The sequence below is a fragment of the Clostridium acetireducens DSM 10703 genome (genome assembly GCF_001758365.1).
Taxonomy (GTDB): Bacteria; Bacillota; Clostridia; order Clostridiales; family Clostridiaceae; genus Clostridium_C; species Clostridium_C acetireducens.
The window spans coordinates 1-15,260 of sequence record NZ_LZFO01000016.1; the positions used below are offsets into that span (position 1 = coordinate 1).

Below are 15,260 nucleotides of genomic sequence, written 5' to 3' on the forward strand. Positions count from 1 at the left end.
AAACTCCGTAATTCATCACAGGACGTGATGAGCCAATTTCCGCCCCAAGGACGGGGCATAAATTGGGTAGGAGTTTTTTTATTTTTTATTCTTAGAGTGTCTTAATGAAATGACTTATTTACAAACTCTCTTTATGCCCTACTGTGCTTATTATTTTTAATCATTTTATATATTTAAATTATCTCAATGATTTTTTATTTAACAAACTATGTAAAATTATAAGGATTTTAATAGAAAATAAATATAAGGGGTATTTACAATATAAGAAATATGTGCTAAATTAATTTATGATAATGATTATCAATTTCACGATGTGAAAGGATTAAAGAGAATTGTAATTTACTAAAGAAGGGAGGAAATACTGTGTTATCAAGATTTATATTATATGGCTCTATATTGTCTTCTATAGTGCAACATCATAAAAATGATAAGAATTCTAAAGATAGATTACCTAATTTTAAAAATATTTTAGAAGTAAAGCATTTTTTACCAGGTAGGTTAAGGCTTTATTCTCCTAAAATTAAAAATAGGGAAGATATTAAAGAAATGCTTATATCTCAATTAATGAAAATACAATACATAAATTATGTAGAATTTAATACTATAACAGGAAGTGTGCTTATAAAATATGATAAAGAAAAATTAGATGCTGTAATTATTATTGCGGTTATTGTGAAATTATTAAACTTAGAAAAAGAAATAGAAAAAAAGCCTAAATCTATTATAAAAAAAGAAATAGTTAATATAAAAGATAGCCTAAATAGAGCAATATATGAAAAAACAAATGGAATAGTAGATTTAGAAACTATAATTTTATCACTATTACTTATTAGTGGAATTTATAGAGTAAAGACTAGACCAGATGTTATGCCTGGAGGAATTACTTTGCTTTGGTGGGCTAATTCTAATTTACGTTAGGAGTTATACAATTATGTTTGATTTAAAATTACTTATATTTAAGCATTTAAATAAAATTAAGGTAGTGCACAGTATACCTGGTAGATTAAGAGTAAAAGTTCCTTATTTAAAAAATTTATCACAGGAATTTAGAATATACGAAAAATATATTATTAAAGCTATAAAAATTCTTCCTGGAGTAGATGAAATAACTATTAATTATGTATTAGGTACTGTTTTAATAATGTACCAAAGTAATATTATAACAGAAGAAAAAATATTATCTTGGATAAAAAAAGTTGTGTCTTTTCAAGTAGATAACTTTGATTTTATAAAAGATAATATAGAAAGTAATTTTCAGATGGTTGTGGAATATTTAGAAAAAAACTTAAAAGAAGAAGTTAAATATATAAAATAAAAGGGTGATACTATGATTAAAAAAAGAATGCCTTTATTTAAATGTAATGTAATTCATAGTATTCCTGGAAGAATAAGATTAGGATGTAGGGCTTTAAAGTATCTTGATTTATATAAAGAAAAAATAAAGTTTCAGTTAGAGAATATTAGATATATAAAACAGTGTAGAGTTAATATAATAACTAAAAATTTGTTAATATATTACGATGATAAGCTTTTAAGTGACTGTGAGATATTAGAAATAGTAGAAGAAAGTTTATCCCAATATTCTTTAACAGCGTATAAATTGGAAAGAGAAGAATTGTACGAAAATACTATTAAAGAAAGAAGTATAGAAAAAGAGTCTGTAGGGGGTATTGCTAAAAGAATAACATTAACTGCAGGAGCACTTACTTATTCTATATTTAATAAAAAACAAGTAGTAGCATCTACTGTTTTAGAAAAGTTCACTACAGTTCCAGCTGTGGCTAGTATTTATTTATCTCTTCCATTTTTTAAAAGTGGATTATCAGCTTTAAAAAATTTTTTAAAACCTAATGCAGATACTTTAACGGCAACTTCTATTGTAGCTAGTATATTAGCAGGAAAAGATGTATCTGCTTTAACTATAATATTATTATCTGATGCAGCAGAGTTATTAACATCTTATACTATGGAAAAAACTAGAAATTCTATTAAGGATATGCTTTCTTTAAATGAACAATATGTGTGGAAAAAGTTAGAGGACGGTTCTGTTAAAAAGGTGAAAATAGATTTAATTAAAAAAGGGGATAATGTAGTTATACACACAGGAGAAAAAATATGTGTAGATGGTAATGTTTTAAGTGGAGAAGCAGTAGTGGATCAATCTGCTGTAACAGGGGAATTTATGCCTGCTATAAAGAGAACAGGGGATAAGGTATTTGCAGGTACTGTAGTTAAAAATGGAAATATAACTGTAGCTACAGAAAAAGCAGGAGATGATACTGTAGTATCTAGAATTGTAAGTCTTATAGAGGATGCTTCTCATAAAAAAGCTCCAATTCAAAATTATGCTGATAAATTTTCTAGTTATTTAATTCCTTTTAATTTTATGTTATCGGGAATTACATATTTAGTAACTAGAAGTGCAGAAAGAGCTTTAAACATGCTTGTTATAGATTATTCTTGTGGAATAAGATTGTCTACAGCAGCAGCATTTTCAGCATCTATAAATACAGCAGTTAAAAATGGAGTACTTGTTAAAGGTGGAAATTATATAGAAGCATTGTCAAATTCAGATACTTTAATATTAGATAAAACAGGAACATTAACCGAAGGAAAACCTCAAGTATCAAGTATAGAAACAGCTTCTACAGATATAACTGAAAAAGAGGTTATTGAAATAGCATCAGCAGCAGAAGAAACATCAAAACATCCAATGGCATTAGCAGTTTTAACAAAGGTTAGACAAAAAGGATATATTATTCCAAAGCATGGAGAAACTAAAACATATATTGCTAGAGGTACTGAAACTAATATAGGAGAAGATATAGTAAGGGTTGGAAGTAGAAAATTTATGATTGAAAATTATGTTAAAATAAATGATGTATTAAAAGATAGTGAACAGTATTTATTAGCAAAGGGTGAAAGTGTAATATATGTGGCTAAAAATGATTTGGTTATAGGTATTTTGGGTATACAAGATAAAATGAGAGAAAATATGAAAAAATCTTTAAATAATTTAAGATATCAAGGTATCAGTGATATTGTATTATTGACAGGAGATTGTAAAGAACAGGCAGAAATAGTAGCAGATAAAATGTATGTAGATAGCTTTGAAGCAGAATTGCTTCCAGAGGATAAAGCTAAGTCTGTTTTGAAACTTCAATCCAAAGGTTCAAAGGTTATTATGGTAGGAGATGGAGTTAATGATGCACCAGCTTTAGCGTATTCAGATGTAGGAGTGGCTTTAGGAAGAACTACAACAGATATAGCTATTGAGGTTTCAGATGTAACAATTCAAGGAGACGACCCTATGGTTTTACCTACAGTAGTGGATATGTCTAAGAAAACTATGAATATAATAAATGAAAATTTTGGACTAGTTATAAGTATAAATACCATAGGGCTTTTACTAGGAGCGGTAGGAGTACTTCCTGTATTTTGGGGAGCAGTACTTCATAATTCTAGTACTATATTTGTAATAGCTAACTCTTTAAGATTACTTTTTTATGATATGGAAAGAGGGTAGATAAAGTGGAATGTGCTTCTATTATAATAGTCCATACTTTACCTAATAGGATAAGAGTTAAAATATCCGAGCCTATAAAAAACATAGAAAATTTTCAGAGTATTTTTACAAAAGTGTCAGGAATAGAATGCTTCAAGTACAATAATATAACAAAATCTATATTGATTTATTTTAATCCAATTTATGTAGGAATGGACGAGTTAATAGTGAATTTAGCTTTAATATTTTCAAAAGAAAATAGATTAAAACCTATAAAAATAATATATAATTATCCTAAAAAAGGTATGTCTAATTTAGCATATTATTCTTTAATATCTATTTTAGTAGCAGGTGTATATAAAATAGCAAGTCCAACTAAAACTGCTGAAAATCTTTTAAATTGGATTGCAGTAGGAAGTACCGTAGCAGCCATTGGTAAGCATGCTTTAGTAGAAATAAGTGAAAAAGGTTCTTTTGACCCTGAAATAGTATCTGTTATGTATCTTATAAACTCAATAAATAAAGATAATTTCATAGAGGCTTCTGCAGTTACATGGTTAGCGGCTTTTGGAAGACATTTAATTGACTTTTCTTATGACCAAGTAACTCTTCAATTCAGAGAGCTAAGAGATACTTATACAGAGGAAGTTTATTACGATGTATCTTTATTAAGAGGAAATCAAGCATATGATAAAAAAGATTTTATGGAAACTTTAATTTCAAAGGTTATGGAAAGTGAAAATAAAGGTTTTTGTGATGTGAAAAATGTATTTTGCGGAAAAGGATTAAAACCTCAAAATGGACAAGCATTTTTTAGATTAAAAGCCAATAAAAAAGGCTTTCAATATATTTAAATTCATATAAAAAGGAGTGATACATATGTTATCAAGTATTAATAAAGACCATATTAAAGGAGCTTTAGTAGGCGTAGGTGTATGCGCAGTAGGTTATTATATTTACAAAAAAAATCAAAATCAAGTAGATAGTTTTTTAAGAAATCAAGGAATAAATGTTCCAACTTCTAGTTCAAAAGACTATTCAAGAATGTCTATAGAAGAACTTATGGAAACAAAAGAACTTTTAGAAGACATTATTGCAGAAAAAGAAATGAGCTGTAGTGAACAACAAGCAGCAGCACAAATTGAAGAAGCACCTTTACAAGAAGTTAAAGAAGAAACTGTAAACATAGAACAAGAATAATCTAATAGCTGTTGGTACTAGTATCAACAGCTATATATTATTTTAAATTGATATAAATAGAGAGAAAAAATAATTAAAAATAATCTATATAAAAATAATAAGCCTAGACCCATAAAGAGAGTTTGTAAATAAGTCATTTCATTAAGACACTCTAAGAATAAAAAATAAAAAAACTCCTACCCAATTTACGCCCCGCCCTTGGAGCGGAAATTGGCTCATCACGTCCTGTGATGAATTACGGAGTTTTTTTATTTTTTATTCTAAGACTGTCTAAAATTCATTCAAATCATTTATAAACTCTCTTTATGGGTCTAGGCTTATTATTTTCATATAGATTATTTTTAATTATTTAAATTATACAGTGAATATGTATTTTTGTAAAATTTAATAAATATTAAGTGAAATTTTAATAAAATTCTGTTAAAAGCATAAAATAAATTTAAATATTAGGAAAGTTTGAGGAATATTATGATTAAACTAAAGATTAATTTATATAATTTTTTGATTTTTGCTATTAGAGTTTTAGTATGTTTCAATATTATTAATAGTATTTTAACTAAAAACTATTATTTTTTATTAATTGGAATAGTTACATTATTTTTAACATTTCTCCCTAAAATATTAGGAAGATTACTAAAAAAAGAATGTAATAAAATTCTTTCCTTTTCTATAATATTTTTTGTATTTATATCCTTGTATCTTGGAACTTTAAAAAATTTTTATAGATATACTTGGTGGGATACAATGCTCCATATATTTTCTGGAGTAATACTTGGTGTTATAGCATTAATTATTATTGATAACTTTAATAAGTGTACAGATAGTAAAAATTTAATTTTAAATCCTATTTTTGTATTGATTTTTATAATTTCTTTTGCTACATTTTGTGGCGTTATTTGGGAAATATATGAATTTGCTATAGATAATTTAGTAGGTTTAGATATGCAAGGTGTAAAATTTTCCGGTGTTTCCGATACCATGGTAGATTTAATAGCAGATTTGTTAGGTTCTATAATACCTGGAGTATATGGATATATTATATTTAAAAAAAGAATGTAGCGTAATTTGAGAAAAAATAATTAAAAATAATAATACAGTAGCATAAAGAAATTTTGTAAATAATTCAAATAAATTTTAGACAATCTTAGAAAAAAATAAAAAAACTCCATAATTCATCACAGAACGTGATGAGTCAATTTCTGTACCAAGGACGGTGCATAAATTGGGTAGGAGTTTTTTTATTTTTTATTCAATAACCTAATTAAGTGTTACTTATTTTTATTTATTAAATTTTTTTCTGCTTCTTCTACCATTCTTCTAACCATTTCACCACCTACGTTACCGGAGTTAACTATTTTATTTACCATATTTGAAGGTAAATTTCCCATGTAAGGTCTATTTTTAGGCTTTGGGGAATTAAATTTATCTTCTAGTCCCATTTCACTTGCTACTTCCATTTTAAATTTATCTAATTCCTTTTCTACACCAGGAACTAAAGGTCTTTTTCTTGACATAAATTTTCTCCTTTCTTTAATTAAATTTTTTATAAAATATGTTAAAGTATGCTTATTTCTAAGGTTTTACAATAATTTAAAGAAGCATTATATATATTTTTTACTTATTACATTTTTATATGTAGGTAAAATTTTTAATTTTTTAGTATACAAATTCAATTTTTTATGATATAATTCAGGTATATTTATATAAAAAGTAAAATGGTAGTATAGAAGAATAACTAAGAAGGAATTAGTAACAATTTTTGTGTATTATGTAGAGAGCATAGTGGTTGGTGAAAATTATGTGTTACAAAAATTTGTGAATTGCGGTTCTGGAGTTTTAATGTGAAAGCATTACGGCTGTCATTCGATAAGTGACTAAGAGGCATTTAATATGCGAATTAAGGTGGTACCACGGGAGTTCTCGTCCTTTAAGGATAAGAGAAGTCTTTTTTTTTTATAAAAAAATATTTTAGGAGGAAGGCAGTATGGTAGAAAGAGAAAATTTCACTAGTAAAATAGGCTTTGTGTTAGCCTGCTTAGGTTCAGCCATAGGTTTAGGAAATATATGGATGTTTCCTTGGAAATTAGGACAATATGGGGGAGCAGCTTTTTTAATACCGTATTTTATATTTGTTTTTTTATTAGGAGTTACAGGACTTATAGGTGAATTTAGTTTTGGTAGATCAAGAAGAAGTGGATCTCTTAAAGGAATTAGAGAAGTATTTAAGGAAAAAAATAAACCTTTTGGAAATCAAATTAGTGTAATACCAACATTAGCCGTTTTTGGAACACTAATATTTTATGGAGTAGTAGTAGGATGGGTTTTCAGATATTTCTTTGCATCAGTAAAAGGAAGTTTTAATTATGTAGATATTCCAAAATACTTTGAGAATTTTGCAGGAACACAACAAAGTATAATTTGGCACTTTATAGCGGTAGTTTTCACTATAGCAATTGTAATATTAGGTGTCACCAAGGGAATTGAAAGAATGAATAAAATTTTAATGCCAGGACTATTTATAATATTTTTAATTTTATTAGTAAGAACTCTTACATTGCCTGGAGCAATGAAAGGTGTTGAGTACTTATTAATTCCAAGATGGTCATACTTATTAAAACCTGAAACTTGGATAATGGCTTTAGGACAAGCGTTTTTTACAGTATCCTTAAATGGAGCAGGAATGGTAGTTTACGGAAGTTATTTAAAAGATGATGTAGATATACCAAAGGCAGCAATTCAAGTAGCAATATTTGATACATTAGCAGCACTACTTGCAGCATTTGTAATTATACCGGCAGTTTTTGCATTTGGATTAGATCCATCAGCAGGACCATCTCTATTATTTATAACAATGCCATTTATATTTAAATCAATGCCACTAGGATACTTATTTGGAGTATTATTCTTCTTAAGCATAATATTTGCAGCAGTATCATCCTTAATTAATATGTTAGAAGCAAGTACTGAAGCTTATATGAATAGATTTGAAGTTTCAAGATTTAAAGGCTGCATAATAGTTGGATTAATTGCTTTTGCTATAGGAGTACCTTTAGATTTAAGCATGGCTAGATTTGGAATATGTGCAGACTTTATTACAATATTCTTAGCACCATTAGGTTCTATAATTGCTTCTATATGTTTCTTCTGGGTATACGGTTCTAATAAGGCTAGAGAAGATATAAATATTGGAGCAAAAAAGCCTTTAGGAAAGTGGTTTGAACCAGTTGCTAAATATGTATTTACAGGTGCAGGGATTTTAGTTCTAATACTTGGAGCTATATATAATGGAATAGGATAATAGATGTAATTTAGAATTATTGCCACATTAGAGGTAGGATATTATTATATGAAAATAGATTGGAAATTTTGAGGATATATAGCTAGAGTTCACCTTAAAAAAATTTGTAGCTTAAAAGCTAAAGCATAGAAAAAAACTTTTGCTAAACTTTTAAAACTCACGTTTGTTCAAACAGTTAAAAGTTCTTCACGCAAAAGTTTTTTTCTAGGGTAAGTTTTTATAGCAACAAATTTAATACAGGTTAATCTACCTATATAGCCTCATAATTTTTAAGCCATTTTTGTCTAATAATATCCTAATTTAAATTATAATAATCTATTCTAGAATTTAAATATATCTTCTAGGTTTATAGAGATATTTGGAAAAACTGTGCTTATATAATTATCATTATTCTTAAAAACATTTGTTATTTTATACTGATTATCTATTAATGAATATTGCACTATATACCCGTCTTGTTCAACTAGATTATATTCAAGAACACCAAATCTTTGATAAACATCTAACTTTGTTATATAGTCATGAGTGGCAGTACTTTTTGAAATAACTTCAAATATAACCTTTGGAGATGATGTGAAACTTTCACCTTGTCTATTAGATTTTTCACACATTACAAATACATCTGGTTTAAACTTATATACTTCTTCATTATTTCTAAAAATCACTTCAATAGATTCCGTATATACATCACATTTACTTTTATCAAGAAATGTCATTAATTTAAAATTTAATCTTGATATTATTTTATTATGCTGAATGGAAGTATTAGATGATAATATAATATATCCATTACTATATTCAGCTTTACCATTATAATTAGCCTGAATATTTTCAAAATCATCCTCTGTGTAATGTATATTCTTAGCATACATATTACTTCACCTCTCCATTACTCACTTTTTTATGCTATACACAATAACTACAATAATTATAACATAAAGACAATTTCTAAATCATCTTAACAGAAAAAATAAAAAAGAACTACATAACTTATTGCTTTAAGTGTTGTTATTTCATTTTCATTATCTATAGATCCTCTATACATAATGATACAAAACTTGATATATAGGCATTTATAGTATCATAAACTAAAGGAAACTCCTACTTCGCTACTCTACGTAGGAGTAAGTTCCGCTAACTAAATCAAAGATTTAGAGCGTCACTTAAATTATAGTTTATCTATGCACTAATTATAAATTAAGTAATAACAGTTTTCAACTAAATGACTATCGTCGTAAATAATTTTAAAATATAAAGTACTGTTATTAATCTTAGAAAATCAATAGCCCCAAATGCTATCGCATGAATTTTCTTATGAAAATTTTTTATAATCGCTGCCTTATTAATAACGAATCTTATCCAATAGATAGCGGAAAAGAAGAAAACATTGGTTTATTATAATAGTAAGAAATATCAATACTTCTTAATTAATTCGATAAAAAATGATACATACCTTTTAAATTTATTTAACTTTTTTATTACTCTTGCTCCTCGAATATACTACCGTTAATACAAAAATAATGATATTATTATTATGTAGGAAATATATAATTAAATTATAAAATTATAGGAGGAATATATGAATGAGAGATTAAGAAAAGTTAATAGTTATTTAAGCAGTTTATCACCTATAAAATTTATTATTGTAATGACAGCTTTAACATATTTAATAATAATTCCTTTTATACCGTTGTTTTATTTAGCTGAAAAACATATAGGTCCAATGGGGGGAGCAGCAGAGGATATAAACCAACTTTCGTTTATAGGTAAAATTTTAATTGCATCTATTTTAGCACCACTTCTTGAAACATTAGTATTTCAATATGGAGTTATTGAAGTATTGGATTTTATAAATTTTTCTAAGTATAGACAGGCTATTTTGATTGTTATATCATCTATTGCCTTTGGAATGTCGCATTGTTATAGTGTTATATATATGGTGTATGGGTTTTTAATAGGATTAGTATTGGCATATTCTTATATGCTTTATAAGAAAAAGGATTTTTCAGCTTTTGGGGTTGTGTTTTGGATACATTGTTTGAGAAATACAATTTCAACTTTGCTATATTTAATTTAAAATTTTAGTTTACATTGATAGCATATTATACTTAATAAATAATACCAATTGTTATGGGAGGAGTTAATATGGGAAAAGTTATAAATACAAGTATAGAAGGATATAGATTAAGATTTGCAGAGGAAAAGGATGTACCTTTAATACTTAAATTTATTAAGGAATTAGCGGATTATGAAAATCTTTTACATGAGGTTGTTGCAACGGAAGAAATACTTATGGATTCTTTATTTAAACGTAAGGCAGCAGAAGTTATTATTGGAGAATATAATGAGGAGCCAGTGGGTTTTGCATTGATTTTTTATAACTTTTCTACTTTTACAGGAAAGCCAGGAATATATTTAGAGGATTTATATGTAAGACCAGAAATGAGGGGAAAAGGATTTGGAAAGTGCTTACTTTCATTTTTAGGTAAATTGGCAGTGGAGAGAGATTGTAAAAGAGTTGAGTGGTGGTGCCTTGATTGGAATGAATCATCTATAGAGTTTTATAAAGAAATGGGAGCAATTCCTATGGATGAATGGACTGTTTATAGAGTTTGTGACGAAGGCTTAGACAAGTTAGCTAGAGAATTTCATAAATAAAAGGAAGTTTCTTTAAAAAATTAAATTTTAAAAATCATTTGACATATAATTATAGAAGTAATATAATTAACAAAAATAGATTAGTATTAGTTATAAAGTGTTTTTTATTTAATATATAAATATTTTAACATATTAATACATATAAAATATAATAGAGTTCTTATCAAGAGCGGTGGAGGGACTGGCCCTATGAAGCCCGACAACCGGTATTTATAATACATCGGTGTCAAATCCTGCAGAATCTTTGATTTTGAAAGATAAGAAAGATAGCGTTATTCAAGAAATTAAGCTGCTTTTCTTACTGAAGAGCAGCTTTTATTATATTTAAAAATATTGCAATTTTAATTAATAAGTATTTATTGTTTTTTTATTAAAAGGGGGATTATTTATGAGTTTAAAAAATTTATTTTCAAGTAAAAAACCAGTTATTTCTTTTGAGATATTTCCACCTAATAAGGCTTCTTCAATTAACACTATATATAAAACTATAGATAATTTAGCTGTTTTAAACCCAGATTATATAAGTGTAACCTATGGTGCTGGAGGAAGTTTAGTGGATAATAAAACTATAGAAATAGCATCTATAATTAAAAATCAGTATAATATAGAGCCTTTAGCACATTTAACTTGTGTTACTTCTACTAAGAAAGATATAAATTATGTGCTAGAAAAACTTCAGGAAAATAATGTGGAAAACATATTAGCTTTAAGAGGAGATTTACCAGAAGATGATAGTTTTGAATTTCCTAATCCACTTCACTTTACTTATGCTTCAGATTTAATTAATCATATAAAAAATAATAAGGATTTTTGCATAGCAGCAGCTTGTTATCCAGAAGCACATATAGATTGTAAGGATTTAAATACAGACTTAAAAAACCTTAAAAATAAAGTAGATATAGGAGTAGATTTTCTTATTACTCAGTTATTTTTTGATAATAAATTTTACTATGATTTTGAGAAAAGAGCTAGAGCTTTAGATATAAAAACTCCTATAGAAGTAGGAATTATGCCTGTGGTAAATAAGAAACAAATTGAAAGAATAGTAAAACTTTGTGGAGCATCTCTTCCAGAAAAATTTATTAAAATAATGAATAAGTATGAAAATAATCCAGAAGCTTTAAAAGATGCAGGTATAGCTTATGCAGTGGAACAAATAGTAGATTTGCTATCTTCAGGGGTTAGCGGAATTCATATATATACTATGAATAAACCAGATATAGCTAAAAGAATAGTGGATAGTATATATTCTATAGTTAAAGCTATAGAAAGGAGCAATTAAAATAGTGCATGTTGATAAAAAAGAAGTTTTAAGATATTTAGGATATAGAAATCAATATATTGATAGTAATTTAAATAATTTAATAGATGAGTCTATTGAAGAAATTAAGGCATATATAAAACCTAGATATACTTTTAAAATGTTTGATGTTGAAAAATATTTTAATGGAATAAAGCTTTTAGAAAGTAATTTAGTATTAAAAGGTAAAGATATAAAAAATCATTTAAAGAATTCAAGTAAATGTGCTGTTTTTGCTGCTACTTTAGGAAGTGTGGTAGATAGTAAAATAAGATATTATGAAAGAATAAATTTAACTAAAGCCTTGGTTTTAGATGCTTGTGCTACTGCTTATATAGAAAGTTTTTGTGATTTTGCTGAAAAAGAAATAGAAAAAGAAGCAAATAAATTAAATTTAAATATAACTTATAGATATAGTCCAGGTTACGGAGATTTGACTATAGATATTCAGGGAAATATATTAAATATGTTGGATGCTTATAGAAAAATAGGACTTACAGCTACAGAAGATTTTATTTTAATTCCAAGGAAATCTGTAACTGCTTTTATAGGATTTCAAAGTAAAAGTATTAAAAGGCAACATCCTAGTTGTAGAAATTGCAATAAGTACAGTAGTTGTATTTATAGAAAAGGAGGAAGCTATTGTGGGAATTAAAGAAGATTTATTAAATAAATTTTTATTCTTTGATGGCGCTATGGGTACTATGCTTCAAAATAGAGGGCTAAAAGCGGGAGAAATACCAGAGACTTATAACATATTACATCCTGAAATAATAAAGGATATTCACGAAAAATATATAGAAGCAGGGTCTAATATTATAATTACAAATACTTTTGGTGCTAATGAATTAAAACTTAAAAATACAGGTTATTCTGTAGAAGAAGTTATAACTGAGGCAGTTAATATAGCTAAAAGTGCTAAAGGAGAAAAATATATAGCTTTAGATATAGGACCTATTGGACAACTAATGGAACCTATAGGAACTTTAAAATTTGAAAAAGCTTATGAAATATTTAAAAGACAAGTTGTAGCGGGAAGCAAAGCAGGTTGCCATGTTATTTTAATAGAAACTATTTCTGACATTTATGAAGCTAAAGCAGCAGTATTAGCAGCTAAGGAAAACAGTAATTTGCCTGTATTTTGTACAATGACTTTTGCAGAAGATGGAAGAACTTTCACTGGCACAGATCCAATTACTATGGTAACAGTACTAGAAGGACTTGGAGTGGATGCTTTAGGATTAAATTGCTCTTTAGGTCCTAAAGAGATTATGCCTATAGTAGAGGAAATATTAAAGTATTCATCTATTCCAGTTATAGTACAACCTAATGCAGGATTACCTAGAGTAGATGGAAATAAAACAGTATATGATATTACAGAAGAAGAATTTGCTAGTTATATGAAAACCATAGCAGAAAAAGGTGCTAGAATTTTAGGAGGATGTTGTGGCACTAATGATGATTTTATTAGAAAAACTGTAGAAAAAGTTGAAAATATTAAAGTAAAAGAAATTGAGAAAAAAGAATTTACAGCTATAACATCCTATTCAAAAACAGTTTTATTAGGGGAAGAAGTAAAAATTATAGGAGAAAGAATAAATCCTACAGGAAAGAAAAAGTTTAAAGAAGCTTTAAAAACAAATAATATGGATTATATATTAAATGAAGCAATAATGCAAAAAGAAGCTAAAGCAGATATTTTAGATGTAAATGTAGGGCTTCCTGAAATTAATGAAGAAGAAGTAATGATTAAAGTTATTAGGGAAATACAATCTATTATTGATTTACCATTACAAATAGATAGCTCTAATTCAAAGGTTATAGAAAAAGCAGTGAGAATTTACAATGGAAAACCTATAATAAACTCTGTTAATGGAAAAGAAGAGGTTATGGAATCTATATTTCCTATTGCTAAAAAGTATGGAGCAGTAGTAATAGGTTTAACTTTAGATGAAAAAGGCATTCCTTCTAAAGCAGAAGATAGAGTTAAAATTGCAGAAAAAATCATAAATAAGGCTAATGAATATGGAATAGATAAAAAAGATATAATAATTGATTGTCTTGTACTTACAGTATCTGCTCAGCAAAAAGAAGTTATGGAGACAATAAAAGCAGTAAAAATGGTAAAAGATAAATTCAATGTAAAAACTACTCTTGGTGTAAGCAATGTATCTTTTGGACTTCCAAATAGAAGCATATTAAATAAAACTTTTTTAGCAATGGCTTTAGCTCAGGGACTAGATGCGCCTATACTAAATCCTAATAATAAAGATGTAATAGAAACTATAAATGCTTTTAAAGTTCTTGCAAATCAAGATAAAGATGCAAAAGACTATGTAAAAAATTATTCTAATATAGATGATAAAAAAGAAGTTAATAAAGAAAATAATACTAAAGATTTAAAAAATATAATAATAAGCGGAATAAAAGAAGAAGCAAAAGAAAAAACAAAGGAACTTTTAAAAATAAAGCAAAGCATGGAAATTGTAGATGAATATTTAATACCAGCCCTTGATATAGTAGGTAAAAAATATGAAAAAGGAGAAATATTTTTACCACAACTTATACAATCAGCAGAAACAGTAAAAAATGCTTTCGAAATTATAAGAGAAAAAATATCGATTGAAGGAAAAGTCAGCATATACAAAGGAAAAATTATTTTAGCTACTGTACAAGGTGATATACATGATATAGGGAAAAATATTGTTAAAGTTATTTTAGAAAACTATGGCTTTGAAGTTATAGATTTAGGAAAAGATGTTCCTATAAAAGTAGTAGTTGAAAAAGCCAAACAAAATAATATTAAACTAGTAGGACTAAGTGCACTTATGACAACTACTGTAAAAAGCATGGAAGAAACAATAAAAGCTCTTAGAAAAAATAATATTAATTGCAAAGTTTTTGTAGGTGGAGCAGTACTTAACGAAGAATATGCAAAAATGATAAAGGCAGATTATTATGCCAAAGATGCACAAGAGGCAGTTAAAATAGCTCAAAAAGAATTTAGATGTTAATAAAAAATTGATATAATTTAAAAGAAAAATAATTAAAAATAGTTTGTATAAAAATAATAACACAGACTCATAAAGAGATTTTGTAAATAAGTCATTTCATTAAGACAATCTAAGAATAAAAAATAAAAAAACTCCTACCTAATTTATGCACCGTCCTTGGTGCGGAAATTGGCTCATCACGTCCTGTGATGAATTACGGAGTTTTTTTATTTTTTTATTCTAAGATTGTCTAAAAGTCATTCTAATTATTTACAAAATCTCTTTATGAGTCTGTGTTATTATTTT

Annotated in this window: 14 protein-coding genes, 1 riboswitch and 1 other annotated feature; of the genes, 12 read left to right on the forward strand and 2 right to left on the reverse strand. The window is 27.0% G+C overall.

Features of this window, described 5'->3' with window-relative positions; all coding sequences use genetic code 11:
* The first annotated feature begins 363 nt into the window (after window positions 1-363).
* From CLOACE_RS06455 to CLOACE_RS06480, 6 genes are all read left to right on the forward strand, one after another.
* Window positions 364-918 carry an HMA2 domain-containing protein gene (locus tag CLOACE_RS06455; RefSeq protein WP_084027568.1) on the forward strand — a complete coding sequence of 185 codons (555 nt, stop codon included), beginning with the start codon at window positions 364-366 and terminating at the stop codon, window positions 916-918.
* Window positions 919-931: 13 nt separating this feature from the next.
* Complete coding sequence (locus CLOACE_RS06460; protein WP_070110289.1) at window positions 932-1,315, forward strand: HMA2 domain-containing protein; 384 nt, start codon at window positions 932-934, stop codon at window positions 1,313-1,315.
* 12 nt (window positions 1,316-1,327) lie between these two features.
* The gene (locus CLOACE_RS06465) at window positions 1,328-3,526 is read left to right on the forward strand and encodes a heavy metal translocating P-type ATPase (RefSeq protein WP_070110290.1); all 2,199 of its coding nucleotides are present in this window, start codon (window positions 1,328-1,330) and stop codon (window positions 3,524-3,526) included.
* A 5-nt stretch (window positions 3,527-3,531) separates the two neighbouring features.
* Window positions 3,532-4,359 carry a hypothetical protein gene (locus CLOACE_RS06470; protein ID WP_070110291.1) on the forward strand — a complete coding sequence of 276 codons (828 nt, stop codon included), beginning with the start codon at window positions 3,532-3,534 and terminating at the stop codon, window positions 4,357-4,359.
* Window positions 4,360-4,384: 25 nt separating this feature from the next.
* Window positions 4,385-4,705: a hypothetical protein gene (locus tag CLOACE_RS06475; protein ID WP_070110292.1), complete on the forward strand. Its 321-nt coding sequence runs from the start codon at window positions 4,385-4,387 to the stop codon at window positions 4,703-4,705.
* A gap of 468 nt (window positions 4,706-5,173) precedes the next feature.
* On the forward strand, window positions 5,174-5,764 hold the full coding sequence (locus CLOACE_RS06480) for a DUF2238 domain-containing protein (RefSeq protein ID WP_070110293.1): 591 nt from the start codon (window positions 5,174-5,176) through the stop codon (window positions 5,762-5,764).
* A gap of 209 nt (window positions 5,765-5,973) precedes the next feature.
* On the opposite strand, the gene CLOACE_RS06485 is transcribed toward CLOACE_RS06480, so the two are convergent.
* On the reverse strand, window positions 5,974-6,219 hold the full coding sequence (locus tag CLOACE_RS06485) for an alpha/beta-type small acid-soluble spore protein (RefSeq protein ID WP_070110294.1): 246 nt from the start codon (window positions 6,217-6,219) through the stop codon (window positions 5,974-5,976).
* Window positions 6,220-6,433: 214 nt separating this feature from the next.
* Window positions 6,434-6,636: a binding site (T-box leader), on the forward strand.
* Window positions 6,637-6,689: 53 nt separating this feature from the next.
* Between CLOACE_RS06485 and CLOACE_RS06490 the strand changes: the two genes are divergently transcribed.
* Window positions 6,690-8,003, forward strand: a complete 1,314-nt coding sequence (locus tag CLOACE_RS06490; RefSeq protein WP_070110295.1) for a sodium-dependent transporter — start codon at window positions 6,690-6,692, stop codon at window positions 8,001-8,003.
* Between the two features lie 320 nt (window positions 8,004-8,323).
* Here CLOACE_RS06490 and CLOACE_RS06495 read toward each other — a convergent pair whose 3' ends face one another.
* The gene (locus CLOACE_RS06495; protein WP_070110296.1) at window positions 8,324-8,875 is read right to left on the reverse strand and encodes a Uma2 family endonuclease; all 552 of its coding nucleotides are present in this window, start codon (window positions 8,873-8,875) and stop codon (window positions 8,324-8,326) included.
* 707 nt (window positions 8,876-9,582) lie between these two features.
* Between CLOACE_RS06495 and CLOACE_RS06500 the strand changes: the two genes are divergently transcribed.
* The 5 genes from CLOACE_RS06500 (at window position 9,583) to CLOACE_RS06520 (ending at window position 14,975) form a co-directional block, all read left to right on the forward strand.
* Entirely contained in the window at window positions 9,583-10,080 is a 498-nt protein-coding gene (locus CLOACE_RS06500; RefSeq protein WP_070110297.1) for a CPBP family intramembrane glutamic endopeptidase, read from the forward strand.
* 68 nt (window positions 10,081-10,148) lie between these two features.
* A complete protein-coding gene (locus CLOACE_RS06505) occupies window positions 10,149-10,661 on the forward strand; it encodes a GNAT family N-acetyltransferase (RefSeq protein ID WP_070110298.1) in 513 nt (170 codons plus the stop codon).
* A gap of 157 nt (window positions 10,662-10,818) precedes the next feature.
* Window positions 10,819-10,925, forward strand: a riboswitch (SAM riboswitch).
* Between the two features lie 124 nt (window positions 10,926-11,049).
* Window positions 11,050-11,943: a methylenetetrahydrofolate reductase [NAD(P)H] gene (gene metF, locus CLOACE_RS06510; RefSeq protein WP_070110299.1), complete on the forward strand. Its 894-nt coding sequence runs from the start codon at window positions 11,050-11,052 to the stop codon at window positions 11,941-11,943.
* 4 nt (window positions 11,944-11,947) lie between these two features.
* Window positions 11,948-12,616 carry a vitamin B12 dependent-methionine synthase activation domain-containing protein gene (locus CLOACE_RS06515; protein WP_101495398.1) on the forward strand — a complete coding sequence of 223 codons (669 nt, stop codon included), beginning with the start codon at window positions 11,948-11,950 and terminating at the stop codon, window positions 12,614-12,616.
* Complete coding sequence (locus tag CLOACE_RS06520) at window positions 12,606-14,975, forward strand: homocysteine S-methyltransferase family protein (RefSeq protein ID WP_070110301.1); 2,370 nt, start codon at window positions 12,606-12,608, stop codon at window positions 14,973-14,975. The genes CLOACE_RS06515 and CLOACE_RS06520 overlap by 11 nt, the downstream gene beginning before the upstream one ends.
* The last annotated feature ends 285 nt before the right edge of the window (window positions 14,976-15,260 follow it).